Raw genomic sequence first — 24,954 nt, 5'->3', positions numbered from 1 at the left:
TGCTTCGCTTCGCCAGGACGACCGGCCTTCGGCATGCATGTCGGCTATTGGATCAGGCTCATTTGCCCGCCTCCTGATTCAACGCCTTCTCCACCTTTTCGTGCAGTTGCCGGTCGTATGCCTCGGCCGCTTTGTCGCGCTCGCGCAGCGCCTGCATCTGCGCGTTCGCCGTGGCGTCGAGCACACCCTGAACGACATACGGATCGTTGCTGGCCGGCTTGTCCAACGAACTGCCGTCGTCGACGCGGACGCGAATCCGATCGTCCTCGAGGAACTGCACCACGAAGTTGTACTGCGTGGATCCATACGGCGGCACTTTTGCCACGGCTTCGAGCCATTGGTCGCCGCTACGGTCGTTGGCGTCGTATGGGTGCGAGTCACGCTCCCAACGCACGTGCACCGTCATACCGTCGCGCCACTTCTCCGGCACATAGACGCAGCACGATTCGGAGCCACCACCACTCGGTTCCCCGGTCTTGCCAACCGGTGCGATATTCGGACCTCCCCCGCTTCGACCTTCGGCATCCGTGATGGAGAAACTTCCAACCCCATACGATGCGTAATTCAATCCGCTGACCGACGCCGGATTCTCGACCGCGCTGGCGGCAGGCGCCACCGGCGCGGCCACGCCTGCCTGCGACGTCCTAATGGCAGCCGGCCACCAGCACGCCCAACGAGAGCGCAGCCAGAAGCCGCACCGGCATGGCTGAAGGTCGCGCCCTGCGGCGCATCGGAACATTTTTCATTGGGCGAATCAACTTGCTTCCTCGAACTGCTTTCTGATCGGCATAGACCCGATGGGACTTGTCGCGCGTTCGAACCCTCATCGTGTGCGCGGCGCTGCTCTTGGCCGCCTCGTCGGCTAAGTGACCGCCTTCGCGGTATTGATCAGCGTTTGTATATCGCCGTTCCATTTGGGGAGCGGCGCTGGCGGCAAGGGCAATATCTTGTCCAGGTTGGGAAGCTTCAATCGCCCATCGTAAAGTTTCAAGATATCGACGAATTTGCCATAGCGTCGAGCACGTACTTTGTCGACATGGCCGACCAGGTTGGTGCCATTGTCGAGGTCCATCCCGTCAAATTCCGCAGCAAGGCTATCGGCACATTTGGCGCTTCCCAGCTTGACGCCTTCATGCAAGACGTTCAGTGCACGGCGTTTTGCCTCGAGCGTATTGGGACGGGCGTAGATCAACCCCAGTTTCTCTGCCGCATCGCCATACCCCTGTGCCAGCGCACATTCGAGCATCCTGGTTCCCACCGCCTGGTTGGCCCAAAAACCCTCGCCGGGATTGTCGTAAGACGCGGCCAGCTTGTAGCCAAGGAAAGCCATCGCGGCCGGACTCCCCATATCGGCTGCTCGCTGGAAAAATGCGTACGCCGTCCTGGCACCGCCGCCCTTGACCACTCCGTCGAGGTGATATATGCCCATCCGGTCGTATGCATCGGGAATTTCGAGCCTCATGGCCCTCTCGACCCACTGAATCGCAGCTTCAGGATCGTGTTCCGGTACGCCGGAACGATTGCTCAAAATCAGCGACGCCAGGTTGAGCATCGCCTTCCAGTGGTTTCTTCCGGCCGCCTGTAGATAGAGCTGATACACCTTGGCATAGTCGATGTTGTCGGCGGGTATGGCCGGATCGTCCAATGTCAACGCTTGCTGAAACCATATTTCCGCCTGCGGATCAACTGGAGACACCCGTTGTGCCTCAACTACGCAGGTGAAGTCTTTTCGATGTGGATCGAAGAGCGGCAGTTTTTCGTCACGTGGGAGATCAGACGTCGCAGTGGTCCACTGATGATCGACGGAAGTCAGGATGCCTGCATGCGCCGCCGAGACGAGCAGTAAAGCGGCGAGCGAGAAGCGCAACGCATCAATCAAAAATTTCATGTGCGGCCCGACTCGTCAGCGCCACCGATACCGTCACCATTTGACACGGAGACCGAACGGGACGACATCGTGGTCGACGAACAGCGCTCGGTGCTCAAGTCGGGACGGTTGCGCAAGAGGTTACGCTTCCACTCGTTATGAATATGCGCGCTCCAGCGAGCCCGGAAGCATCCACTCAACGCCAGCCGCATCAGAAAATCGCGAAGCGGCGCGGGATAAAGCACACAGGCATCGTAGACGGCCGTGAATGGCGAACTCGTCATTCGTAACCCATCCGCAGCTCCTGAGCCTGCCTGCTCAACTCATCCATTGCGTCGGCACTCGCTTGATCGCGCTCTGCCTTGTAGTGCATCAGATCGGAAAAACGCACACGCCGATGCTTGCCCGTCCGGTGATACGGCAGTGCATTCGATTCAAGCAGCTTGATCAAGTGCGGGCGAGAAACATTGAGCAAATCCGCCGCTTCCTGAGTAGTCAATTCCGCGTGAACCGGTACGACCTTGACCGCGTTGCCGTCGGCCAGCTCCTCGAGAATATCCACCAACAGCCGAAGTGCGGACGTCGGGAGTTCAACCTGATGCGCGCGATTCTCGTCGTCAAAGATCTGAATGCGCTGCGTATCGGTTCGCGTCGCGAGATACGCAGCCAATATGCGCTGCCCTTCGACAGCCGCCTGCATCTCGCGCTCGACAGGCAAGATCACGTCGGGTGTCGTGGGATGGGGCATCGCGCTGTCCAATCGAGGGTTGCAGAAGTGCATCATCTTATTCGAAATAAACGGAAATCGTAATATTCGAAACACGATATCGCCCCAATTACGCGAATGAAACCCCACTTGACTCAATACGTCCCATTCCCCTTCTTCACGGCCTGCTCCCCCTTCCCCTTGAACTGCGCAGCCAACCGCTCCGCCCCCCTCGCCAGCAGCGTCGTATCGACACCGACCGCGACGAACAACGCCCCCGCCTCCAGATAGCGCCGCGCGGCCGCCTCATCGGCGCTCAGAATGCCCGGCGCCTTGCCAGCGGCCTTGATCGTCCGGATCGCGCCATCGATTGCCGCCTGCACATCCGGATGTCCCGGATTGCCGAGATGCCCGAGATCAGCCGCGAGATCCGCCGGCCCGATGAACACACCGTCCACACCTTCGACCCGCGCAATCGTCTCGATCGCGTCGAGCCCCGCCCGCGTCTCGACCTGCACGAGCACGGCCATCTCGTCGTTCGCGCGATGCAGGTAGTCACCGACGCGATTCCACCGCGACGCACGCGCCAGCGCACTGCCCACGCCACGAATCCCGTGCGGCGGATAACGCGTCGCCGCCACCGCCGCGCGCGCCTCGTCGGCGCTCTGCACCATCGGCACGAGCAATGTCTGCGCCCCAAGGTCGAGCACCTGCTTGACGATCACCGGATCGTTCCACGGCACGCGCACGACCGGATGCGACGGATACGGCGCGATCGCCTGCAGTTGCGCGAGGATCGTCGGCACCGTGTTCGGCGCATGCTCGCCGTCGATCAGCAGCCAGTCGAAACCGGCGCCCGCGACCACTTCGGCGCTGTACGGATTCGCGAGCCCGAGCCACAGCCCGATCTGCGCATCGCCGCGTGCCAGCGCGGCCTTGAAGACATTCGAAGGAATCTGCATCGCTCGCTCACCTCACTCGAAGTAGCACTGGATCGTCCCGAGCGGGCCGTAGTCGACGCTGAACGTATCGCCCGGCCGCGCCGCGCACGGCCGCGTGAACGAGCCGCCGAGCACGATCTGCCCCGGCTCCAGCGCGACATCGAAGCGCGCCAGCCGGTTCGCGAGCCACGCGACGCCGTTCGCCGGATGGTTCAGCACGCCGGCCGCGACGCCCGTTTCCTCGACCACGCCATTACGCGACATGATCGCCGCGACCCAGCGCAGGTCGACGTCCTGCGGTTTCACCGGCCGCCCGCCGATCACGACGCCCGCGTTCGCCGCGTTGTCGGCGATCGTGTCGAACACCTTGCGCGGCCGCTTCGTGTCGGGGTCGATCGACTGGCTGCGCGCGTCGATGATCTCGAGCGCCGGCACCACATAGTCGACCGCGTCGTACACGTCGAAGATCGTGCAGTCCGGGCCGGTGAGCCGCTTGCCGAGCACGAACGCGAGCTCGACCTCGACGCGCGGCACGATGAAGCGGCCGGTGGGAATCGTGCCGCCGTCGGCGAAGAACATGTCGTCGAGCAGCGCGCCGTAGTCGGGCTCGTCGATCTGCGACGTGTTCTGCATCGCCTTCGACGTCAGGCCGATCTTGTGGCCCTTCAGCGTGCGGCCTTCCGCGAGCTTGAGGGCGACCCACGTGCGCTGGATCGCATACGCGTCGTCGATCGTGATGTCGGGATGGTCGAGCGAGATCTGGCGGATCTGCTTGCGCTCGCGCTCGGCGTCGTGCAGGCGCTGCGCGAGCTGGTCGATGATGGCGGGTTCGAGCATGGTCGGATCGGGAATGGGGTTCAGCCGGCCCGCTTGTAGCGGGCGTGAATGTTGTTGTGCTTGTACGAGCCGCTTTCGCTGAACTCGGTCAGTTCCATCGACAGCGCCAGGTAGCGTTTCGCGTATAACTCCGCGAAATGCGCGTTGATCGCGTCGAACAGTGCGTCGCACGCGGCCTTTTTCTGCTCGTCGGTACGGCCCGAGCCGATCTTGAGCGTCACGTGGACGAACGCGTCGTCCTCCGTGCCGTCGGCCACGCAATAGTCCTGCAGCTCGATCGCGCGCGAGCGGATGCCGCCCGTCGGGAACACGCCGCCCTGTGCGATCAGCGTGGCGTTGATCGTGCGCAGCAGCGCGGGAATGCGCGCGTCGTCGCGAATGTTCGCGGTGTATTCGACGACGATGTGTGGCATGGCGGGTCTCCTGTCGAAGGCGTGGCGCAGCGCTCAGGCGAGCGGAAAGATCGCATTGATCTGCCCGGTGCCCGAACTCGCGAAATAGTCGGTGACGATCTCGACGGGCTTGTCGTAGCGATCCCAGCCGAGCAAGCCGAGCAGCATCGCGGTGTCGTGCATCCCGCCTTCGCCGTGGCAATGCGTGTTGTACTCGGGCAGCATCGCGCAGAAGGTCTTGAAGTCCCCCTGCTTCCACAGCTCGACCACCCGCAGGTCGACCTGCCGGAAGAATTCGCGGCTGATCTCGTGGATCGACTCCTCGGGGCTGCCGTTGTCGTTGAAGCGGTGCGACAGCGACCCGCTCGCGAGAAACGCGACGTTCGAATCGCTCTTCTCGATCGCTTGGAGCAGCGCCTCGCCGAAGCGCCGGCTTTCGTCGAGCTGATGCCACATGCACCAGCCGGCGATCGACACGACCTTGAAGTGCTGGTCGGCGTTCATGTAGCGCATCGGCACCAGCGTGCCGTATTCGAGTTCGAGGCTGTCGATCTCGTGCGCGCGGGTCGCGATCCCGCGCTCGGTGGCCGTCTCGGCGATCAGCCGGCCGAGCGCCGGGTTGCCTGGATACGCGTACTGCATGTCGCGGATGAAATGCGGCAGCTCGTTGCTCGTGTACGTGCCCGAGAACTGCGCATTGCAGTTCACGTGATAGCCGGCGTTGACGAGCCAGTGCACGTCCGACACGACGATCGTGTCGACGCCGAGCGCGCGGCAGCGCTCGCCGATCAGTTGATGGCCGCGGATCGCCGCTTCGCGGCAGCCGTGATGCCTGCCGGGCAGTTCCGACAGGTACATCGACGGCACGTGCGTGATTTTCGCGGCGAGGGACAGTTTGCCCATCGTTCAAGTCTCCTGTCGGCCGGAGTTAGCGCTTTAGCGCTTACTCCGGCCCCATGCTCGGCCGGCGTGCCGGCCAAGGAATCATTTGTGCTGCCGACGACCGTCGCCCGTTACACGCCCCAGCGCGGAATGTGGTGCGAACCCATCGAGATGCACACGTTCTTGATCTCCGCGAACACCTCGAAACTGTATTCGCCGCCCTCTCGTCCGGTGCCCGACTCCTTCACGCCGCCGAACGGCTGGCGCAGGTCGCGCACGTTCTGGCTGTTCACGAACACCATCCCGGCCTCGATGCCGCGTGCGAGGCGATGCACCTTGCCGACATCCTGCGTCCAGATGTACGAGGCGAGCCCGTAGGACGTGTCGTTCGCGAGCCGCAGCCCTTCTTCCTCGTCCTCGAACGGGATCAGGCACGCGACCGGCCCGAAGATCTCTTCTTGCGCGACGCGCATCCGGTTGTCGACGTCGGCCAGCACGGTCGGCCGCACGAAGTTGCCGTTGCGCAGATGGTCGGGCAGGCCCGCCGGCTTGTCCGCGCCGCCCGCGACCACGCGCGCGCCTTCCTGCTCGCCGATGCGGATATAGCCCGTCACCTTCTCCCAGTGCTGGCGCGTGATCATCGCGCCGAGATTCGTGGCCGGATCGGACGGATCGCCAACGATCAGGTTGTTCGCGCGGCGCGCGAATTCCTGCACGAAGCGGTCGTAGATCGTGCGCTGCACGAAGATCCGCGAGCCGGCCGTGCAGCGTTCGCCGTTGATCGAGAAAATCGTGAACAGCGACGCATCGAGCGCGCGATCGAAATCGGCATCGTCGAAGATCAGCACCGGCGACTTGCCGCCAAGCTCCATCGAATACTTCTTGAGACCCGCACGCTCCATGATCCGCTTGCCGGTGACCGTGCCGCCGGTGAACGACACCGCGCGCACGTCCGGGTGGCGCACGAGTGCATCGCCAGCCGTCGCGCCATAGCCCTGCACGACGTTCAGGACGCCCGGCGGAATGCCGGCTTCGAGCGCGAGGCGGCCGAGCTGGTCCGCCGTCAGCGGCGACAGTTCCGACATCTTCAGCACGGCCGTGTTGCCGAGCGCGAGACACGGCGCCGTCTTCCACGTCGCGGTCATGAACGGCACGTTCCACGGCGACACCAGCGCACACACGCCGACCGGCTGGTACAGCGTGTAGTTCAGCATCTGGTCGTCGACCGGATAGGTGCGGCCGTTCATCTGCACGCACACTTCCGCGAAGAAGTTGAAGTTCTCCGACGCGCGCGGAATCAGCTGCTTGCTCGTCTGCGCGATCGGCAGGCCGGTGTCCTGCGTCTCCAGCGCCGCGAGCATCGGCACGTTCTTCTCGATCAGCTCGCCGAGCTTGCGCATCAGCTTCGCGCGCTCCTTGGCGGGCGTGTTCGCCCATTTCGGGAACGCTTCCTTCGCGGCGCGCACGGCCGCGTCGACTTCGGCCTCGCCGCCCGATGCGACGTCGGTGATGACCTCGCCGGTCGCGGGATTCAGCGTCGTGAACGTCTCGCGGCTCTCGACTTCGCGGCCGTCGATCCAGTGCTTGATGGTCATGCTCTCTCCTTGGGCGACGGGCTCAGCCGGCGCGATAGTAGTCTGCTTCGCCGACGATCGTGTTCACGAGCCGGCCAATCCCTTCGATCTCGGTCACGACCTCGTCGCCCGGCTTCGTGTCCGCCAGCCCCTCGGGCGTGCCGGTCAGGATCAGGTCGCCCGGCGAGAGCGTCATGAAGCCGCTGATGTGCTCGATCAGCGCGGGCACGTCGAAGATCATGTCGCGCGTGCTGCCGCGCTGCGTCTCCTGGCCGTTCACCGTCGTGCGCAGCGTCAGGTCGCCCGCATCGCCGATCTCGTCGCGGCTGACGAACCACGGCCCGAGCGGCGTGCAGGTGTCGCGGTTCTTCACGCGCAGGTTCGGGCGGTAGTAGTTCTCGAGATAGTCGCGGATCGCGTAGTCGTTCGCGACCGTATAGCCGGCCACGTAGTCGAGCGCCTGCGCGCGGCTCACGTTGCGCGCGGGCCGGCCGATCACGACGGCCAGCTCGCACTCGTAATGCATGTGGGTGGCATCCGCCGGGCGCACGGTGCACGACCGGTGGCCGATGAACGTGTTCGGCCCCTTCAGGAAGATCAGCGGCTCGCTCGGCGCGTTGAACGCGAGTTCCTTCGCGTGGTCGGCGTAGTTGAGGCCGAGCGCGAACGTCGTGCGCGGCGCGACGGGCGGCAGCCATTCGACCGCCTCTTCCGCGACGACGCGCCCCGTATCGAGGCGGATCGCACCGTCGCCGGCCGGTTCGGCCGCATGCAGTGCGCCGTTGTAGATGACGCGTGCGGTTTTCATCGTGCTTCCTCCGCGATCAGCGTGTGTCGCAACGTGCCGATGCCGGCGGCCGAAATCTCGATCGTGCTGCCCGCGCGGGCGCGCGGTGCGCCGCCGGCAACGCCGAGCAGCAGGACATCGCCCGCGTCGAAGGACATGAAGGCCGTCACGTCGGCGATCAGCTCGCGCACGGGGCGAATCAGCGTGGCCGTCGACGCAGACACGGCTACGTCGCCGTCGATCCGCACGGTCAGGCCGATCGCGTCGACCTCGCCCAGCGCAGAGGCCGGCACGATCGCCGGGCCCAGCGGGCAGAAACCATCGCGGCACTTGAAGCGCACGGCCGGACGGTAGTAATCGGGATGCGGCACCGACACATCGCTTGCGAGCGTGAAGCCGTGCACATAGTCGAGCGCCCGTTCGGCCGGCACGCGCGTCGCTCGGCGAGCAAACACGACGGCCACCGATGCGCCGATCTCCAGCGCGTCGACACCGGCAGGCACGATGACGGCCGCGCCGTCGCTCGCATGCGTGTTGGCGGGCTTGATGTACAGGATCGGCGCCTGCGGCGGGCGGCCGTAAGGCGGTGCGTTCACGGCATCGCCGAGCGCGTCGAGCGCCGCGCGCTCGTTGAGCAGCGCACCGTAGACGGTACCGATGGCGACCGGCAACGGCGGCGCCGCGGCGGTCGTGCAAGACAGCTCCATGCGTCATTCCCCTGCCGCGCGTCGCGGCGCATCGTCAATAGTTAATATCTTAAGTAAACAATCGAACGCTGGCAACCTCGATTACCCTGATAGGCGAAATTCACTACCCGCGGCTGTTAAGATTGATGCGTCCCCGTCCTCTGCTCTCCCCGATGAACCGTACGCTCGACCACCGCAACCTGGCCATGCTGCTGCTCGAGGCCCGCGAAACGCTGATGGGTCTGTTTCGCCCCATTCTCAAGGAATTCGCGCTGACCGAACAGCAATGGCGGATCATCCGCGTGCTCGACGGCGAACCGGCGCAGGCGCTCGAAGCGGGACAGATCGCGCGGCGCTGCTGCATCCTGAGCCCGAGCCTGACCGGCGTGCTGGAACGGATGGAGCGCGACGGCCTGATCACGCGCACGCGCGCGCAGGAAGATCAGCGCCGGCTGCTGGTCAGCCTGACACCGCAAAGCAGGAAACTGGTCACGGAAATCGGTCCGCGGATCGACGAGCAGTACCGGCAGCTCGAATCGCGGTTCGGCCAGGACGGCCTCGAAGACATCTACCGCGCGCTCGACCGGCTCATCGAGCTCGGCGGCAACACGTGAAAACGGCGCCCGTTCCCGCCCACCGCGGGAACGGGCGCCGGTGCGGCGCGGGTGATCAGTGCACCGTGCCGCGGATCAGCTCGGTCACGGCCACGCCGCGCGACGTGCGCATGCATTCTTCGACGTAGTCGATGAACGGCAGCGGCTCGAAATCGATTTCGTCGCGCACGCGGCGGTTGTCGAACACGCGATCGACCGTCGCGAATTCCCCGCAGCGCTGCAGTGCCCGGCCGATCACGCGTTCGAGTGCCGGATCGGTCCGCCCCAGCACATCGCGCACCACGAGCGGCAACTCGGCCGGCGCACACGCCGCGTAGCGCGGCGCGCCCGTCATCCCCGCCGCCTCGTCCATCGCACGCACGATCTGCGCGACCTGCGGCGCCTCGTCGCCGGCCGACACGTGATACAGGTCGTGCGCGAGCGTCGGCTTGACGGCCAGCAGCATCGTCGCGCGCGCCACGTCGTCCACCGACACGATGTCGATGCGCGTCATCGGCCGCGCGGTGAAGCGGCGCGCGGCATGCGCGAGCCGGAACATCCAGAACGAATTCGGCGCGGGCCGCGTACCGAGCACCGTGTGGCCGACCACATGCGACGGCCGCACCACGACGAGCGGCAGCCCGAGCGCCCGCAGCCGCTGCTCGGTCTCGGCCTTCGCATGCAGGTAGTCCGCCGCGAGCACCGCACCCGGCAGGCCTTCTTCGTCGCGCGCGACGTCGTTCGCCGCAGCGGCCGTGGCTTCTTCCTGCACGATCCCGCCGCGGCCCGCATGCGCATAGGCCGTGCCGACGTACACGAAGCGCTGCAGGCGCGGCGCCCGGGCGAAGCGCTCGGCGAAGCGCACCGCATCGGCGATGTCGGCGCGCAGGTGCGCGCCGTCGGCCGGCGACGCATGGCCCGCGCAATGAATCACGTGCGTCGCGGCGGCGAGGCGCGGCGCGTCGGCGCCCTGCCACACGTCGCCGAGCGCACCGACGATCACGTTCGCATCGGTCAGGCGCGACGCCCAGTACGGCGCCAACCCCGCGCGCAGCGCCGCTTCGCGCAGCCGCGCGACGGCGTGGCCGCGATCCTGCGCACGCACGACGCAGACGATGCGGTCGAGCAGCCCCGCATTGACGAGCGCCGTCAGTACGGTACTGCCGATGAAGCCGGTTGCGCCGGTCAGCACCAGCCGCCCGACGTTCGCCGCCGCGACCGGTGCGCTGGCCGGCGACACGAGGCTCGTCCGCCAGTTGAGCGACAACGCGGTTTTCCAGATCAGCACGATAGTCTCCTTCGAAGAGTCGGCCGGGCGGCGCGACGCCCGCGGTTGCGGGTTGCGCACGGCTCACCGGCCGGGCCGGGGCCTGACGCGCGCCCCGGCAGTCCCGATCGGGCGTGCGGCCCGCGATCGCGTCGATCGCGTCTCTGGCACGAGGCGGCGGCAGCCGCCGAGGACGGGCGTCCGCGGCACTGGATCGGGAAGATCTCAGTGTGGGGCCCGACCGCAGGCAAGTCTGTCCCGAAAGTTTCGTGAAAGTGTGCCGATTTGTATGGGATTGTCGGAGTGTGTCGTACCGGGCGCGCCGTCAACCTGCCGCAACATCCGATCGGCCCGCGTTCCGACGGTGCGGCGCCCCGGTCGGCCCGGTTTCCCCGGCGGGTCGTGCGCGACAGATCGACGCGCCTCGCGGCCATGTCATCCCATGTCTCGATGATCGGCCGCCCCCCATCGGCACCGCGATCGCCGGCACGCATGTGTTTGCGCGTACTGGGCCGGAATTACCATGAATCGTCAGACGTCGTTCCATCTGAAATCGCAATGGACTCAATATGAATTTATTGCGGATTATCACTTGCGTTTCACGCCAGTCTATCTAGACTGGTCAAGTCAAAACGGTCGAATGTGTCATTTTTTTAGGAGACGATCACAATGCGCCTCACCATTCGGATTAATGGCAGCGAATCGGCAACCCGGCACGCCTTCGCGGTACTGTGGGTCGATACCGACGAGGGCCTGTGGTCGCGCGAGGCACATCAGGGCATGGATCTTCCGACCTGGGGCAAGGTCCGCGACGTCGAGGGCGCAATGGCGCTCTGCGCGGCCGACAGCGGGAATGCCGTGTGCCAGTTGAAGGGACTGTCGTTCGGTGCGACGCAGCGCGAACAGGGCCCCGCGGTGCTCGCCGGCAATCATCCCGGCGCGTGGCGACTGCAGGCTGTCGATCGTTGCACGAGCGAGCCGGAATACCGGGAATTCATTTCCGTCGCCCGATAGAAATAATCGATGTAATTCGTCTGCGGTTTTCGGGTTTATTCCGGTTTCAGCGATATTCATTTCGATATTCAGCATTAACGGCGCCCCACTTCGGGGCGTTTTCATTTTCCGGCTTAAAGAAATAACCACGGGCCGGTCAATTGATCGCACACCGGGGAGGATCGGCCTCGATCCGTACCGGAAATCCCCCACCCGCCCGTTCTGCACGTCGCAAGTCACCCGAGTTTCATCGTCACCTGCTTCGGGAAAATGTCGCTCCCTCCCCCTTTTCCACCCGGTGTCAGCGCGCCGATACACGCTTTTTCTCGGGGCCGGAACATACTTTCCCCACACGGCGTTTACTCATTTATTACAATCGCATTATTCAGACTGACTCGCCGCCCTCGGGCGGCCCGACCCGGCCATTGCATGAGCGTGAAAAAGAAGACCCACCCCGCCGATCCGTACGCGGCCGCGACCAAGCATCCGATGCTTGCGTCGCGCCTGCCGATGTGGCGCTCGAAGCTGATCGTGATCATCGTGTTCCTCGCGTTCGCCGCGCTGATCGGCCGCGCCTTCTGGGTGCAGGTCGCGAACAAGGAGTTCTACGTCGGCCAGGGTCAGAAACGCTACCAGCGCACGATCGAGCTCGACGCGACGCGCGGGCGCATCGTCGACCGCAACGGCGCGATGCTTGCCGTCAGCCTGTCGACCTATGAAATCTGGGCGAACCCGAAACAGGTCGCCGACACCGATTACCCGCAGATCTCGAAGCTGCTCGACATGCCGCTCGTCGAGGTCAAGCGGCGTCTCGGCAACGACAAGACGTTCGTGCTGCTCAAGCGGCAGGTCGACGCGGACACCGCGGGCAAGCTCGACAAGCTCGCGATCGACGGCGTCACGCAGATCGCCGATTCGAAGCGTTTCTACCCGGAAGGCGAATCGGCCGCGCACGTGGTCGGCTTCACGAACGTCGAGGACAAGGGGCAGGAAGGCGTCGAGCTCGCGGCGAATGCGCGCCTGGTGGGCACGTCCGGGCAGCGCGAGGTGATCCGCGACCGGCTCGGCCGCATCGTGTCGGATACGCGCCCGCTCGTCCCGGCGCAGCACGGCGCGACGATCGAACTGACGATCGACCGCCGCATCCAGCAGCTCGCGTTCAGCCAGCTCAAGGCGGCCGTGGTCGAGAACAACGCGGTGGCCGGCAGCGTCGTGGTGCTCGACGCGCAGAACGGCGAGATTCTCGCGCTCGCGAACTATCCGACCTTCGACCCGAACGATCGCGCGCGCCTCACCGGCCAGCAGTTGCGCAACCGCGCGGTGATCGACACGTTCGAGCCGGGCTCGACGATCAAGCCGCTCGTCGTCGCGCTGTCGATCGACGAGCGCAAGGTCACGCCGAACACGATCATCAACACGTCGCCGGGCACCTACAAGATCGGCCCGGCCGTGATCCACGACACGTCGAACCACGGGTCGCTGACGGTGTCGCAGGCGCTGCAGAAGTCGAGCAACGTCGCGCTCGCGAAGCTCGCGCTGAACCTGCCTGCCGAAACGATCTGGAACAAATACCAGGAATACGGAATCGGCCGCGCACCGGAACTCACGTTCCCGGGCGTCGCGTCGGGCCGGCTGCGCGGCTACAAGCGCTGGCGGCCGATCGAGCAGGCGACGATGGCGTACGGCTACGGCCTGTCGATGTCGCTGCTGCAGATCGCGCAGACCTACACGGCCTATGCAGGCGACGGCACGCTGCACCCGGTGTCGCTGCTGAAGAACGGCACCGACCAGCAGACGATCGACGCGCATCGCGGCCACCGCGTGACGTCGCCGCAAACGGCCGCGGCGATCCGCTCGATGCTCGAGATGGCGGTCGGCGAAGGCGGCACGGGGCGCCGCGCGCGCGTCGACGGCTACCGGATCGGCGGCAAGACGGGTACCGCGCGCAAGCAGGTCGGCGCGACCTATGCGAAGGGCAAGTACCGCGCGCTGTTCGCCGGGATGGCGCCGATGAGCAACCCGCGCCTGATCGTCGCGGTGATGATCGACGAGCCGCGCGGCAAGGGCTACTACGGCGGCACGGTGGCCGGCCCGGTGTTCGCGTCGGTCACGAGCGGCTCGCTGCAGCTGCTCGGCGTGCCGCCCGACGCGCCGGTCGAGCCCGAGAAGGCGCCGCCGGCGAAGGCCGTTGCGCCGCAAAAGACGGTGGCTGCACCGAAAGCGGCGGCAACCCAGGCCAAGACAGCCGCGGCGCCGAAAGCCGCCGCATCGCTGAAGACTGCCTCGCCATCGAGCGCGCCGGCGCAGGCAAACACGGCGGCGGGTTGATCGGCGCTGCCCGCGCGACGCGCCGCCGTCCCGGCGCGCGCGTCACGCCCCGACAGCCTCGTCGCCGCCTCAGACCTACCCGTCATCGGGCACCGTCCCACTTTCCAGGAACGCCGCGCATCATTTGAGCGTTCCCGCCGCTACTCCCTACCAATTTTTCACGCCTCGGCCCACCCGGGCCGCCGCGCCCTGCCCGGTACGCGGCACGATGCCGCGTGCCGTCAATGTGCAGCGGCCGCGGCCGGCTTCGTCATCCTGCCGAGCACGTGCTCGGTCATCCCGCGCGCGAGTTCGGTCTCGCCCATGAACACCGTGCCGATCCCCTCGCTCGACAGCAGCGCGGCCTCGTCGCCGCTGTTCGTGCACAGCACGACCTCGAGCGCCGGATTCAAGGTGCGCGAGATCTCGACGATCTGCCGCACGTCGAACACGTCGGGCAGCGTGACGACCAGCATCCCGGCGCGCGCGATGTGCGCCTGCACGAGCACGATCGGCTCGATCGCGTCGCCCGACACGGCGGCGACGCCGTCCTCACGCAGTTTCTCGACGAGCTCGCGATTCTGTTCGACGACGACATACGCGATGCCGCGCTCGTCCAGCGCGTGCGCGATTCGGGTACCGACCTTGCCGTAGCCGACGATCACGACCTGCCCGGTCAGGTGCGTCTGCGGCGTCGACATCGGCAGCGCGGCGAGCGGATCGTCGCGCGCCTCGAGCTTGCGCGCGAACGCCGAATGCTTGCGAATCCACGCGAGCGCCGGATCGATCATCGCGAACAGCAGCGTGTTCATCGCGATCGAGATCAGCGCGACGGCCAGAATCAGGCTCTGCCCCTCGGCCGACAGCAGCCCCAGCGCACGGCCGAGCCCGGCGAGGATGAACGAGAACTCGCCGATCTGCGCGAGCCCCGCACCGACCGTCAGCGCGGTATTCAGCGGATAGCGGAACGCGATCACGAGCGCGACTGCCGCGAGCGTCTTGCCGATCACCACGATCGCGGCGACCTCGATCACGTGCAGCGGCTCCGCGAGCAGGATCTTCGGGTCGAACAGCATCCCGACCGAAATGAAGAACAGCACCGAGAACGCATCGCGCAGCGGCAGCGTCTCGTCGGCCGCGCGCCGGCTGAATTCCGACTCGCGCATCATCATCCCGGCGAAGAACGCGCCGAGCGCGAACGACACGTCGAACAGCTTCGCCGCGCCGAATGCGATGCCGACCGCGGCCGCGATCATGCACAGCGTGAACAGCTCGCGCGAGCCGGTGCGCGCGACGAGCCACAGAATGCGCGGAAACACGCGCTTGCCGACCACCAGCATCAATGCGATGAACGCCGCGACCTTCAGCATCGTGACGCCGAGCGTGCCCCACACGCTGCCGCCGGCCGCCTGCGCGTCGCCGGGCGGCGTGCCGCCGAGCAGCCCCGCGACGGGCGGCAGTAGCACCAGCACGAGCACCATCACGAGATCCTCGACGACGAGCCAGCCGACCGCGATGCGCCCGTTGACCGTCTCGACCAGCCCCCGCCCTTCGAGCGCACGCAGCAGCACCACCGTGCTCGCGACCGACAGCGCGAGCCCGAACACGAGCGCCGCGCCGACGCTCCAGCCCCAGGTGAGCGCGAGCCCGCCGCCGAGCAGCGTGGCCACCGTAATCTGGACGATCGCGCCGGGCAGCGCGATCTTGCGCACCGCGAGCAGATCGCCGAGCGAGAAATGCAGGCCGACGCCGAACATCAGCAGCATCACGCCGACTTCGGCGAGCTGCTGCGCGAGCGACAGGTCGCCGACGAAGCCGGGCGTGCCGGGGCCGATCACGATCCCGGCGAGCAAATAGCCGACGAGCGGCGGCATTTTCAACAGCGACGCGAAATAACCGAAGACCATCGCGAGACCGAAACCGGCCGCGAGCAACGCAATCAGGCTGACGTCATGAGGCATCCCCCCTCCCGAAGTTCTTGTAACTATTTAGTAAGGTTCAAGAACGAAAGGATAAGGGATGAGGCGGAAAAATGGCGCGCCGCCGCGAAAATTTCACGCATTGGCGCGCCTTTGCGGGGTGCAACCCCGGCGAAACAAAAGGCGCCGCGCGGAGACGGCGGCGCCTTGCAGCACATCCGACAGGCGGGGCCGGCGCCCCGCCGCCCCGTCAGCGCGACGCTTGCGGGAACCGCGCGCCCGGCGGCGGTTCGGGCCGGGTCGACGGCACGCTCTTGCGCACCTTCGCGACCTGCGCGGCCGTCACGGCAGCCCCCGTGTTGCCCCAGCTCGTGCGCACGAAGTTGGACACGTCCGCGACTTCCTGGTCCGACAGGCGCCAGCCGAACGGCGGCATCGTGAACGTCGACGGCGCGGTGCGCGTGCCCTGCAGTGCGCTGCCTTCCAGCACGACGTGGATCAGCGACGTCGGATCGTCGCCCTGCACGACCGGGTTGCCGGCGAGCGCCGGGAACACGCGCGTGTAGCCATGGCCGTCGCTGCGGTGGCACGCCATGCAGTTGTCGCGATAAACGGCCGCGCCCGGCTTGCTCGCGTCGCCGGTCTGCAGCGCCTTCGCGGCCGCCGCGTCGTACACGTGCGGCTGCTCGCCCTGCACGCGCGGCGGCAGCGTCTTCAGGTAGCGCGCGATCGCGTTCAGGTCGTCGTCGGTCATGTGCTGCATGCTGTGGCCGACCACGTCCGTCATCCCGCCGAACGCGGCCGTGCGCAGCGTGCGGCCCGTCTTCAGGAACTGCACGATCTCGGTTTCCGTCCACGTGCCGAGGCCCGTGCGCGGCTCGCCGCGCAGGCTCGTCGGCACCCAGCCGTCGATCGCCGCGCCGCCGGCCAGGAAGTCCGGGCCGTCCGCGTCGGTCAGCCCGCGCTCCTGCATGGTCGGCGCGCGCGGCGTATGGCACGCGCCGCAGTGGCCGAGACCCTGCACGAGATACGCACCGCGCGCGACCACCGGATCGGTGTATGGCACCGCGTCGAACGGCTTCGGGGTCGGCGCGAACATCTTGCGCCAGATCCCGAGCGGCCAGCGCATCGACAGCGGCCACACGATGTCGACCGCGCGGTTCTCGTGCTCGACGGGCGCGACGCCGTGCATGAAGTACGCGTACAGCGCCTTCATGTCGTCGTCGGTCAGGCGCGCGTAGGACGGGAACGGCATGGCCGGATACATCGTGTCGCCGTTCTTGCGCACGCCTTCGCGCACGGCGCGCGTGAAGTCCTCGACCGTCCAGCCGCCCAGGCCCGTTTTCGGATCCGGCGTGATGTTCGTCGAGTAGATCCCGCCGATCGGCGTGTCGAATTTCAGCCCGCCCGCGAACGGCTTGCCGCCGCTCGCGGTGTGGCACGCGATGCAGTCGCCTGCCCGCGCGAGATATTCGCCGCGCTTGATCAAGGCCGCGTCGGCGGATTGGGCCGCGGGTGCGGCCGCCGGGCCGGAAGCCGCCGCGGGAGTGGCGGGCTGCGCGAACGCCATCGAGCCTGCGCAGCCGAACGCGGCCCAGGCCGCACCGGCCGCCAGCGCGCGCGACATCCGGCGCGCGACGTTGTGGTTCATCGTCCTCTTCATGCGGTCACCAGCGGGGCGGGATTTTTCAGGTATTGCTCGCGGATCGCACGTGCCGACCAGTAGGCCAGCGCCGCGATGATCCCGGTCGGGTTGTAGCCGATGCCCTGCGGCAGCGCCGATGCGCCCATCACGAACACGTTGTGCACGTCCCAGCACTGCAGGTAGCGGTTCAGCACGCTCGTCTTCGGGTCGGTGCCCATGATCGCGCCGCCGACGAGGTGGGTCGTCTGGTACGCGCGCGAATCGAAGTGCTTGCCGAACTCGCGCGTCGACACGCTGATCGCCTTCGGCCCCATCGCCTCCGCGATCTTCTTCATCTGCCCGGTCACGTACTGCGCCATCTTGATGTCGTTGTCCTTCCAGTCGAACGTCATCCGCAGCAGCGGCTGGCCGTACGAATCGCGATAGGTCGGATCGAGGTCGAGATACACGTCGCGGTACGACATGTTGGTGCCGTGCGCGTCCATCGAGATCGTGTGCGCGTAGTTGTCCTTGACCGCCTTCTTCCACGCCGAGCCCCACTGCGGCGTACCGGGCGGCGTCGCGATGCCGCTGATCGGCTTCACGCCGGCCTGGTTCACCCACAGCGGCGAGCCGCCGACGAATCCGAGCGGGCCGTGGTCGAAGTTGTCCGCGTTGAAATCGTCCACCGCGACGCCGTTGCCGCCCGCGCCGATGAACGGATTCGTGTAGGTATCCTTGTCGAAGAACGCCTTGATCGTCGACAGGTTCTGGTACGCGAAATTGCGGCCCACGACGCCTTCGCCCGAGATCGGGTCATACGGCTTGCCGATGCCCGACAGCAGCAGTAGGTGCACGTTGTGGTACTGGAACGCGGCCACGATCACGAGATCCGCCGGCTGGTGCACTTCACGCCCGGCCGGATCGACGTAGGTCACGCCCGTCGCGCGCTTCTTCGTATCGTCGAGGTCGACGCGCAGCACGTGGCACTTCGAGCGCAGCTCGAAGTTCGGCGCCTGCTTCAGCGCGGGCAGAATGTTCAGGTTCGGCGACGCCTTCGAGTACATGTAGCACGCGTAGCCGCTGCAGTAGCCGCAGAAGTTGCACGGGCCCATCTGCACGCCGTACGGGTTCGTGTACGGCCCCGACGTGTTCGCCGACGGCAGCCGATACGGATGCAGGCCGAGCGACTTCGCCGCGTCGGAGAAGCGCTGCGCCGAATAGGTATTGAGCTGCGCGGGCAGCGGGAAGTTGTCGCTGCGGTTCGCCTCGAACACGTTGCCGTCGCCGACCACCTTGCCGCCGACCTTGTACGCCTGCCCCGACGTGCCGAACACCTTCTCCGCGAAGTCGAAATGCGGCTCGAGCTCCTCGTAGGTCACGCCCGTGTCCTGGATCGTCATCCCTTCGGGGATGAACTTCTTGCCGTAGCGCTCTTCATAGTGGCTGCGCAGGCGCAGCTCTTCCGGCGTGATCCGGAAATGCACGCCCGACCAGTGCAGCCCCGCGCCGCCCACGCCTTCGCCCGGCAGGAACGCGGCGAGCTGCCGGTACGGCAGCGCGGTGTCCTGCAGGCCGTGGCGGATCGACACGGTCGTCTTCGACAGGTCGAGGAACAGCTTCTTGCGGATGTTGTAGGTCAGCTCGTCGATCGTGTTCGGATACGCGCCGTCCGGATAGGTGTCGCGATACTCGCCACGCTCGAGCGCGACGACGTTCAGGCCCGCTTCGGTCAGTTCCTTCGCGAGAATCGCGCCGGTCCAGCCGAAGCCGACGATCACCGCATCGACATGCGGTTTTTTCTCTGCGGCCATCAGCTGCGCTCCCCGTTGATCGAGACGGGGCCGTACGGATACGACTTGCCGTTCTGGTTGACGAAATCCATGAAGTCCGCGCGCGCGCCCGGAAAGCCGATCATCTTCCACGCGGCCATGTCGTGATTGCCGCCATGCACCGGATCACAGAAGTAACCTTCACGCGTGTTCTGCAGCAACTGGCCGAAGAACACGCCGGGCGGCACGTCGTCGATCTGCGCGCCGCCCTTCTCCAGCGCGCCGAGCACGGTGTCGCGCGTCGGCGCGTCGAGATCCGCGAATGCCTTGCCGTGGGTCTTCTCGCAATAGCGGTTGACCGCCGCGATACCGAGCCGGTAGATGTCGCGCGGCACCAGCTTCAGCTGGTAGCCGAGCTCGGGCACGCCTTGCTGGAACGGCCCCTGCATGTACCAGGTGGCGCCGTGCGCATACGGCGTCTCCATCTGGCGGTCGATGAATTCGGGCACGCCCGATTCGAGCGCACCGGGCCCTTCGGCGTCGGCCGGAATCAGCCGGTCGACGGCGGCCTGGACGAACGCCCATTCCTTCGCATCGAAGAAGGTCGGCTTGTACGGCGCGCGTTCGGCACTGGCCGATGCACCGGGCGCGTTGCCGGTCGTCGCGGAAGGCGACGACGAACGCAGGTCGCAGCCGGCGACCGACGCGATCGGCACGAGCGCGACCGACGTGCGCAGGAAACGGCGGCGCGAGTTGGGTTTGTCAGGTGGCGTGGACATGGTCGGATGTTGATCGTTGGGGATCGGGACCCGGACGCGCGCACTCCGCATGCGGCATGTCCGGCATGGCAGCCATGCCGCATGCGGCTGGCCGTCCTGTTCTTTCGTCTGTTGCGAACAACCTCGCTGCAGGCGCCGCCCGTGCCATGCACGGCAGCGCCTTCAAGCAGCCGCGCATCGCGCCAATTCAGGTTGCGCTGCACGGATCGGCTTCTTCGCGAGCCTTATCGTCTGACAAATACCGGCAATTGCCCGCATCTGCTCCTCATCGCTCATGACCCTCATTCAACTTAGACGCCGCGTTTGCCGACAGCAAGCGCAACGTGCACGACCCTCTTTCGGGCCCGGCGACGAGTGTCGCGAATTATAAATGGAACCGGTTCCATTGAGTGTCGTATCAATGCAATTCAATGCATCGAAAATCGCAACAATTGAAAAATCCGGGAGTCGGAATCGACAAGGATCGCGGGAATACCGACTGACGCGGGCGTCAGGTAGACGATTGTTGTGTGGCGCGCTGCGCCGAAGGCTGTCTCTTTCCTGCTACGCGGGGTACCCGGGCGTACTTTTTTGCGCGGTGCTCTGGTAGCCTCCGCGTCTCATGAAACCACACAAGAAGAATGAACTGCCGGCGACCGACGCGACCGGCATCAGCCGATATCTCAGCTACCTGCTGCGCCACGCGCCGCAGTCGATCGGGCTGCAACTCGACCCGGAAGGCTGGGCCGACATCGACGCACTGCTTTCCGGCGCTGCTCGCCAGGGGCACCACCTCGATCGTGCGACGCTCGAAACCGTCTGCGCGATTAACGACAAGCAACGCTTCGCCCTCTCCGACGACGGCCGTCGCATCCGTGCGGTGCAAGGCCATTCGACGCCCGTCGTGCAGCGCCGCTATCCTACCGCGCAGCCGCCCGAGCGCCTGTATCACGGCACGGCGACGCGCTTCCTGGATTCGATTCGGGTGCAAGGGCTGAAACCCGGCGCCCGTCATCACGTGCATCTGTCGCCGGACATCCGGACGGCGCTGGCCGTCGGCACGCGCTACGGCGTGCCCGTGATACTCGAGGTCGATGCGCAGCGCATGCATCGGCAAGGCCACACGTTCTTCGTCGCGGAAAACGGCGTATGGCTGACCGACACCGTGCCGGCGGCATTCCTCAAAGAGATGGACGGGCCCGCGCGCTGAGACGCGCGCTCACCACGGCCAGAACATCGACGCGATGGACAGCGCCAGCGCCGCGCAAAGCGGCGAGTAATACAGCGTGTCCATGCGTGCGAAACGCGAGCCGCGAATCCGCTTGAAGAAGCCGACGTAACGGAAATCGCCGACGGCCCGCACCGCGAAGATCAGTGCGAACGCAACGACCGCGAACGAGATCGTGCCGGGATACGCGTTCGGCCCCAGCCAGCCGGCACGCGCGGCAACCACGCACGCGCCGCCCAGCAACGCCACCGCGACCGCAAGCGTGCCGATGGCAGTCGGCCGCAATAGCGGCTCGCCGTCCTGCTCCGGAATGGCCGCCCCCTTGCCGCGCCGCCCGCCCAACGCCCAGTAGACGTGAACGAGCGCGATTGCGCAAAGCGTCGGCACGCTGAAATACGCTCCGGTCATGTTGGTCAGTGCCCTCGTGTCGTTGTCTCGTTATCGCGATGTGTTGCCGGCGACGTTCCGGCGCGCGGCCTCGGTCCGAGCCACACGTGACGATACCGAAACCCGGCACCACGTGCATTGCGACCTCCGGTCGCAACCTGCCACCCGCCACCCGCGACAGCGCATGTTGCGATGCAGTGCGCGCGCCGGTGCACGCGATCCGGCCGCTTGACTTCCCTCCGCGCACTACTACCCTGATATTCCAGTACTGCGGTCGATACGCTCCTGCATGATCGGCCGCACGGGCAACGTTCGCCGCATGGCGCACCTGCACGACAACGATAACGAAGGCCATGGAGGCAACTCATGCTGATCGGTGTGCCGAAAGAGATCAAGAACCACGAATATCGCGTGGGCCTCACGCCGGCCGGCGCCCGCGAACTGACGCGGCATGGCCATCGCGTATTGGTGCAGCGCGGCGCGGGCACGGCGATCGGCCTGCTCGACAACGACTACACGGCCGCGGGCGCAGCGCTCTGCGACGGCGCCGACGAAGTTTTCGCGCGCGCCGACATGATCATCAAGGTCAAGGAGCCGCAGCCGGCGGAATGCGCGATGCTGCGGCGCGGCCAGATCCTCTACACGTACCTGCATCTCGCACCCGATCCCGACCAGGCGGCCGCGCTCGTGAAGTCCGGCGCCGTCTGCATCGCGTACGAAACCGTGACGGGCCCCGGTGGCGGCCTGCCGCTGCTCGCGCCGATGAGCGAGGTGGCCGGGCGCATGTCGATCCAGGTCGCGGCGACTCATCTCGAAAGCCCGCGCGGCGGGCGTGGCCTGCTGATGGCCGGGGTGCCCGGCGTGCCGTCCGCGCACGTCGTCGTGCTCGGCGCGGGCGTGGTGGGCACCGGCGCCCTGCAGATGGCGGTCGGCCTCGGCGCACGCGTCACCGTGCTCGATACCAACGTGAACCGGCTGCGCCAGCTCGACCTCGTCTTCGCCAACCGGATCGCGACCGTCTGCTCGAATGCACACACGATCGACGAAGCCGTGCGCGACGCCGACGTCGTGATCGGCGCCGTGCTGGTGCCGGGCGCATCGGCGCCGCGGCTCGTCACGCGCGACATGATCGCGACGATGCGCACGGGAGCGGTCGTCGTCGACGTCGCGATCGACCAGGGCGGCTGCTTCGAGACTTCGCATGCGACGACGCACGCGGACCCGACCTTCGTCGTCGACGGCGTCGTGCACTACTGCGTCGCGAACATGCCCGGCGCAGTCGCGCGCACGTCGACCTTCGCGCTCAACAACGCGACGCTCACCCATGCGCTCGCGCTCGCCGACAAGGGCTGGAAGCAGGCGATGACCGACGATCCGCATCTGCGCGCGGGCCTGAACGTATGCGACGGACACATCACGTACGAAGCCGTCGCGCTCGCGCTCGGCCTGCCCTATGTGCCGGCGGCCGGCGTACTGGCATGACGTGACCACATTCATGACCGGCCAGCCGCTGACGGCACACGCCGCCGGCTGCGTTCACGCGCCCTTCGCGCCGCCGCTGCGCTTCGACGCGCCGCCCGCTCCCATCGTGCGTGCAAGCAGCGGCCGCAATTGCGCGAGCGTGCGCGTGTTCAGCACGTCGGGCCGCGTGAGCCAGCCCCGTCGCGCCTGATCGACGCCGTACGCAAGATTGTCGAGTTCGTCCGCACTGCACGCATCCGAGCCGATCGCCACCGGCACGCCGGCCTTCGCGGCCTCGCGGCACCAGACGTCCGGCAGGTCGAGCCGCCGCGGCTGCGCATCGAGTTCGACGAAGCAACCGCGCGCCGCGGCGTGCGCGATCACGCGCGGCACATCGAGTTCGCAAGCATCGCGCTCGCCGAACACGCGGCCCGTCGGGTGCGCGAGAATCGTGAAATGCGGATGATCCATCGCGCGCAGCATGCGCGCGGTCTGTGCGTCGCGCGACAGCTCGAAGCCGTCGCGTACCACGCCGACCACGAGATCGAGCCGGCCGAGCATCGCATCGGGCACATCGAGGCTGCCGTCCTCTCGAATGCCGGCCTCCACGCCCTTGAGCAGCACCAAATCGTCGAACGACGCGTTGAGACGATCGATCTCGTCGAGCTGCCGGGCAAGCCAGTCGAAGTCGCTGCGGCTGCCGCCGGCATGCGGCGCCCGGTCGGTGATGGCCAGGTACGCGAACCCGCGTGCGCGTGCCGCATCGGCCATCGCACGCAGGCTGTCGCGGCCGGCCGACGCGTCGGTATGCGCATGCAGGTCGCCGCGCACGTGCTTGCGCTCGACCAGTGCCGGCAGCGTGCCCGCCCGCGCGGCCTCGATCTCGCCGCGATCCTCGCGCAACTCGGGCGGCACGTCGTGCAACCCGATCGCCGCATAGACCGACGCCTCGGTCGCGCCGGCAATCCGTTCGTCGCCGCGAAACACGCCGTACTCGTTGATCTTCAGCCCGCCGGCCTGCGCGATCCTGCGCAACGCGATGTTGTGCGCTTTCGATCCGGTGAAATAGACGAGCGCCGCGCCGAACGCGTCGGCATCGACGACGCGCAGGTCGACCTGCAACCCGCTGGCGAGCACGACGCTCGACTTCGTCTTGCCGTGCGCGAGCACGCGCGCGACCTCGCCATGGCCGACGAACGCGTCGGCGACAGCCACCGGATCACGTGCGGTGACGAGGATGTCGAGATCGCCGACCGTCTCGCGGCGGCGGCGAAAGCTGCCGGCCGGCACGGCGTTGCCGACGCCCGCGATCGCGCGCAGGCGTTCGAGCAGCGGCTGCAGCGCGTGCACCGCATCCGGCAGCAGGAAGCGTTGAGGTTCGCGCTTCAGCCGGTCGTCGATCGCTTCGAGCAGATGCGCTTCGGTTTTCGCGCCGAAGCCCGGCAACTCGCGCACGTGCCCGCTCTTCGCTTCCGCGCGAAGCTGCTCGAGCGAATCGACGTGCAGTGCGTCATGGAGCGCCTTCACACGCTTCGCGCCGAGCCCCGGCACGTCAAGCAGCTCGACGATCGCGCCCGGCAACGCGTGACGCAGCGTTTGCTGCAGTTCGCAGGTGCCGGTCGCGGCAATCTCGCGCAGCTTCGACGCGAGATCGGGCCCGATCGACGGAATCTTCCCGAGATCGTCGCCGTTCGCGATCATCGTCGGGATATCGCGCCCGTAGTCGGCAATCGTCCGTGCTGCGTTGCGATAGGCACGCACCCGGAACGGATTGGCGCCCTGGATCTCGAGCATGTCGGCGATCTCGGCGAACACCGCCGCACACTCGGCATTGTGGATCGGCATGATCGGCGTGGCTCCCTTCCACGTGGATGGCGCCGCGCGCGTGCGCGACAGCGTCTGCCCGCCCGGCGCCGCATGCTGACGCCGCCGGGTGCCCGTTCATCATCGTACGCCGGCCGCGCCGCGCGTGC

Annotated in this window: 22 protein-coding genes and 1 pseudogene; 5 read left to right on the top strand and 18 right to left on the bottom strand. The window is 66.7% G+C overall.

Going from position 1 to position 24,954, the window contains the following annotated elements; all coding sequences use genetic code 11:
- Nucleotides 1–58: 58 nt before the first annotated feature.
- From CFB40_RS24180 to CFB40_RS24130, 11 genes and pseudogenes are all read right to left on the bottom strand, one after another.
- A complete protein-coding gene (locus tag CFB40_RS24180) occupies nt 59–628 on the bottom strand; it encodes a DUF3304 domain-containing protein (RefSeq protein ID WP_179255302.1) in 570 nt (189 codons plus the stop codon).
- Nucleotides 629–862: 234 nt separating this feature from the next.
- Entirely contained in the window at nt 863–1,888 is a 1,026-nt protein-coding gene (locus CFB40_RS24175) for an SEL1-like repeat protein (RefSeq protein WP_143329878.1), read from the bottom strand.
- A 68-nt stretch (nt 1,889–1,956) separates the two neighbouring features.
- Nucleotides 1,957–2,151, bottom strand: a pseudogene (locus tag CFB40_RS39195) (PIN domain-containing protein); the annotation flags it as partial.
- A complete protein-coding gene (locus tag CFB40_RS24165) occupies nt 2,148–2,615 on the bottom strand; it encodes a helix-turn-helix domain-containing protein (protein ID WP_089429109.1) in 468 nt (155 codons plus the stop codon). The gene CFB40_RS24165 and the pseudogene CFB40_RS39195, both read right to left, overlap by 4 nt.
- Nucleotides 2,616–2,728: 113 nt before the next feature.
- The gene (gene hpaI / locus CFB40_RS24160) at nt 2,729–3,535 is read right to left on the bottom strand and encodes a 4-hydroxy-2-oxoheptanedioate aldolase (protein WP_089432591.1); all 807 of its coding nucleotides are present in this window, start codon (nt 3,533–3,535) and stop codon (nt 2,729–2,731) included.
- Nucleotides 3,536–3,547: 12 nt separating this feature from the next.
- Nucleotides 3,548–4,351 carry a 2-oxo-hept-4-ene-1,7-dioate hydratase gene (gene hpaH / locus CFB40_RS24155; RefSeq protein ID WP_089427639.1) on the bottom strand — a complete coding sequence of 268 codons (804 nt, stop codon included), beginning with the start codon at nt 4,349–4,351 and terminating at the stop codon, nt 3,548–3,550.
- A 20-nt stretch (nt 4,352–4,371) separates the two neighbouring features.
- Nucleotides 4,372–4,764 carry a 5-carboxymethyl-2-hydroxymuconate Delta-isomerase gene (locus tag CFB40_RS24150; protein WP_089427640.1) on the bottom strand — a complete coding sequence of 131 codons (393 nt, stop codon included), beginning with the start codon at nt 4,762–4,764 and terminating at the stop codon, nt 4,372–4,374.
- A 33-nt stretch (nt 4,765–4,797) separates the two neighbouring features.
- A complete protein-coding gene (gene hpaD, locus CFB40_RS24145; protein WP_089427641.1) occupies nt 4,798–5,646 on the bottom strand; it encodes a 3,4-dihydroxyphenylacetate 2,3-dioxygenase in 849 nt (282 codons plus the stop codon).
- 110 nt (nt 5,647–5,756) lie between these two features.
- The gene (gene hpaE, locus CFB40_RS24140) at nt 5,757–7,220 is read right to left on the bottom strand and encodes a 5-carboxymethyl-2-hydroxymuconate semialdehyde dehydrogenase (RefSeq protein WP_089427642.1); all 1,464 of its coding nucleotides are present in this window, start codon (nt 7,218–7,220) and stop codon (nt 5,757–5,759) included.
- Nucleotides 7,221–7,242: 22 nt separating this feature from the next.
- On the bottom strand, nt 7,243–8,007 hold the full coding sequence (locus CFB40_RS24135; protein WP_089432590.1) for a fumarylacetoacetate hydrolase family protein: 765 nt from the start codon (nt 8,005–8,007) through the stop codon (nt 7,243–7,245).
- Nucleotides 8,004–8,693 carry a fumarylacetoacetate hydrolase family protein gene (locus CFB40_RS24130; RefSeq protein WP_089432589.1) on the bottom strand — a complete coding sequence of 230 codons (690 nt, stop codon included), beginning with the start codon at nt 8,691–8,693 and terminating at the stop codon, nt 8,004–8,006. Before CFB40_RS24130 ends, CFB40_RS24135 begins: the two co-directional genes overlap by 4 nt.
- Nucleotides 8,694–8,845: 152 nt before the next feature.
- Between CFB40_RS24130 and hpaR the strand changes: the two genes are divergently transcribed.
- On the top strand, nt 8,846–9,286 hold the full coding sequence (gene hpaR, locus CFB40_RS24125; RefSeq protein WP_039356885.1) for a homoprotocatechuate degradation operon regulator HpaR: 441 nt from the start codon (nt 8,846–8,848) through the stop codon (nt 9,284–9,286).
- A gap of 55 nt (nt 9,287–9,341) precedes the next feature.
- Here hpaR and CFB40_RS24120 read toward each other — a convergent pair whose 3' ends face one another.
- Nucleotides 9,342–10,553: an SDR family oxidoreductase gene (locus tag CFB40_RS24120; RefSeq protein ID WP_089432588.1), complete on the bottom strand. Its 1,212-nt coding sequence runs from the start codon at nt 10,551–10,553 to the stop codon at nt 9,342–9,344.
- Between the two features lie 648 nt (nt 10,554–11,201).
- On the opposite strand from CFB40_RS24120, the gene CFB40_RS24115 reads away from it, so the two are divergent.
- Complete coding sequence (locus tag CFB40_RS24115) at nt 11,202–11,546, top strand: DUF3564 family protein (RefSeq protein ID WP_089427646.1); 345 nt, start codon at nt 11,202–11,204, stop codon at nt 11,544–11,546.
- A 408-nt stretch (nt 11,547–11,954) separates the two neighbouring features.
- Nucleotides 11,955–13,853, top strand: a complete 1,899-nt coding sequence (locus CFB40_RS24110; protein WP_089427647.1) for a peptidoglycan D,D-transpeptidase FtsI family protein — start codon at nt 11,955–11,957, stop codon at nt 13,851–13,853.
- Nucleotides 13,854–14,074: 221 nt separating this feature from the next.
- Here the strand turns inward: CFB40_RS24110 and CFB40_RS24105 are convergent, their stop codons facing one another.
- From CFB40_RS24105 to CFB40_RS24090, 4 genes are all read right to left on the bottom strand, one after another.
- Complete coding sequence (locus tag CFB40_RS24105; protein WP_089427648.1) at nt 14,075–15,793, bottom strand: cation:proton antiporter domain-containing protein; 1,719 nt, start codon at nt 15,791–15,793, stop codon at nt 14,075–14,077.
- Between the two features lie 208 nt (nt 15,794–16,001).
- On the bottom strand, nt 16,002–17,414 hold the full coding sequence (locus CFB40_RS24100) for a c-type cytochrome (RefSeq protein WP_089432587.1): 1,413 nt from the start codon (nt 17,412–17,414) through the stop codon (nt 16,002–16,004).
- A complete protein-coding gene (locus CFB40_RS24095; protein WP_089427650.1) occupies nt 17,411–19,189 on the bottom strand; it encodes a GMC family oxidoreductase in 1,779 nt (592 codons plus the stop codon). The genes CFB40_RS24100 and CFB40_RS24095 overlap by 4 nt, the downstream gene beginning before the upstream one ends.
- The gene (locus CFB40_RS24090) at nt 19,189–19,926 is read right to left on the bottom strand and encodes a gluconate 2-dehydrogenase subunit 3 family protein (protein WP_089427651.1); all 738 of its coding nucleotides are present in this window, start codon (nt 19,924–19,926) and stop codon (nt 19,189–19,191) included. Before CFB40_RS24090 ends, CFB40_RS24095 begins: the two co-directional genes overlap by 1 nt.
- Before the next feature lie 601 nt (nt 19,927–20,527).
- Here CFB40_RS24090 and CFB40_RS24080 point away from each other — a divergent pair.
- Nucleotides 20,528–21,115, top strand: a complete 588-nt coding sequence (locus CFB40_RS24080) for an RNA 2'-phosphotransferase (RefSeq protein ID WP_089432586.1) — start codon at nt 20,528–20,530, stop codon at nt 21,113–21,115.
- Nucleotides 21,116–21,124: 9 nt separating this feature from the next.
- Here the strand turns inward: CFB40_RS24080 and CFB40_RS24075 are convergent, their stop codons facing one another.
- Nucleotides 21,125–21,541, bottom strand: a complete 417-nt coding sequence (locus CFB40_RS24075; RefSeq protein ID WP_089432585.1) for a DUF3995 domain-containing protein — start codon at nt 21,539–21,541, stop codon at nt 21,125–21,127.
- A 345-nt stretch (nt 21,542–21,886) separates the two neighbouring features.
- Here CFB40_RS24075 and ald point away from each other — a divergent pair, with 345 nt between their 5' ends.
- Complete coding sequence (gene ald / locus CFB40_RS24070) at nt 21,887–23,002, top strand: alanine dehydrogenase (protein WP_089432584.1); 1,116 nt, start codon at nt 21,887–21,889, stop codon at nt 23,000–23,002.
- 54 nt (nt 23,003–23,056) lie between these two features.
- Here ald and polX read toward each other — a convergent pair whose 3' ends face one another.
- Entirely contained in the window at nt 23,057–24,826 is a 1,770-nt protein-coding gene (gene polX, locus CFB40_RS24065; RefSeq protein WP_089432583.1) for a DNA polymerase/3'-5' exonuclease PolX, read from the bottom strand.
- Nucleotides 24,827–24,954 lie beyond the last annotated feature (128 nt).

Source organism: Burkholderia sp. AU31652, from assembly GCF_002223155.1.
Classification (GTDB): Bacteria; Pseudomonadota; Gammaproteobacteria; order Burkholderiales; family Burkholderiaceae; genus Burkholderia.
The sequence above is the reverse complement of the archived record's forward strand: the minus strand, read 5'-3'. Positions and strand labels throughout refer to the sequence as shown.

Bases quoted from the DNA above. Each gene is read 5' to 3' on its own strand.
- CFB40_RS24150 (WP_089427640.1), bottom strand. From the start codon at position 4,764: ATGCCACACATCGTCGTCGAATACACCGCGAACATTCGCGACGACGCG.
- ald (WP_089432584.1), top strand. From the start codon at position 21,887: ATGCTGATCGGTGTGCCGAAAGAGATCAAGAACCACGAATATCGCGTG.
- CFB40_RS24100 (WP_089432587.1), bottom strand. From the start codon at position 17,414: ATGAAGAGGACGATGAACCACAACGTCGCGCGCCGGATGTCGCGCGCG.
- CFB40_RS24115 (WP_089427646.1), top strand. From the start codon at position 11,202: ATGCGCCTCACCATTCGGATTAATGGCAGCGAATCGGCAACCCGGCAC.
- CFB40_RS24095 (WP_089427650.1), bottom strand. From the start codon at position 19,189: ATGGCCGCAGAGAAAAAACCGCATGTCGATGCGGTGATCGTCGGCTTC.
- hpaI (WP_089432591.1), bottom strand. From the start codon at position 3,535: ATGCAGATTCCTTCGAATGTCTTCAAGGCCGCGCTGGCACGCGGCGAT.
- CFB40_RS24130 (WP_089432589.1), bottom strand. From the start codon at position 8,693: ATGGAGCTGTCTTGCACGACCGCCGCGGCGCCGCCGTTGCCGGTCGCC.
- CFB40_RS24080 (WP_089432586.1), top strand. From the start codon at position 20,528: ATGAAACCACACAAGAAGAATGAACTGCCGGCGACCGACGCGACCGGC.
- CFB40_RS24105 (WP_089427648.1), bottom strand. From the start codon at position 15,793: ATGCCTCATGACGTCAGCCTGATTGCGTTGCTCGCGGCCGGTTTCGGT.
- hpaR (WP_039356885.1), top strand. From the start codon at position 8,846: ATGAACCGTACGCTCGACCACCGCAACCTGGCCATGCTGCTGCTCGAG.
- hpaH (WP_089427639.1), bottom strand. From the start codon at position 4,351: ATGCTCGAACCCGCCATCATCGACCAGCTCGCGCAGCGCCTGCACGAC.
- CFB40_RS24165 (WP_089429109.1), bottom strand. From the start codon at position 2,615: ATGCCCCATCCCACGACACCCGACGTGATCTTGCCTGTCGAGCGCGAG.
- hpaE (WP_089427642.1), bottom strand. From the start codon at position 7,220: ATGACCATCAAGCACTGGATCGACGGCCGCGAAGTCGAGAGCCGCGAG.
- CFB40_RS24110 (WP_089427647.1), top strand. From the start codon at position 11,955: ATGAGCGTGAAAAAGAAGACCCACCCCGCCGATCCGTACGCGGCCGCG.
- CFB40_RS24135 (WP_089432590.1), bottom strand. From the start codon at position 8,007: ATGAAAACCGCACGCGTCATCTACAACGGCGCACTGCATGCGGCCGAA.
- polX (WP_089432583.1), bottom strand. From the start codon at position 24,826: ATGCCGATCCACAATGCCGAGTGTGCGGCGGTGTTCGCCGAGATCGCC.
- CFB40_RS24090 (WP_089427651.1), bottom strand. From the start codon at position 19,926: ATGTCCACGCCACCTGACAAACCCAACTCGCGCCGCCGTTTCCTGCGC.
- CFB40_RS24075 (WP_089432585.1), bottom strand. From the start codon at position 21,541: ATGACCGGAGCGTATTTCAGCGTGCCGACGCTTTGCGCAATCGCGCTC.
- CFB40_RS24175 (WP_143329878.1), bottom strand. From the start codon at position 1,888: ATGAAATTTTTGATTGATGCGTTGCGCTTCTCGCTCGCCGCTTTACTG.
- hpaD (WP_089427641.1), bottom strand. From the start codon at position 5,646: ATGGGCAAACTGTCCCTCGCCGCGAAAATCACGCACGTGCCGTCGATG.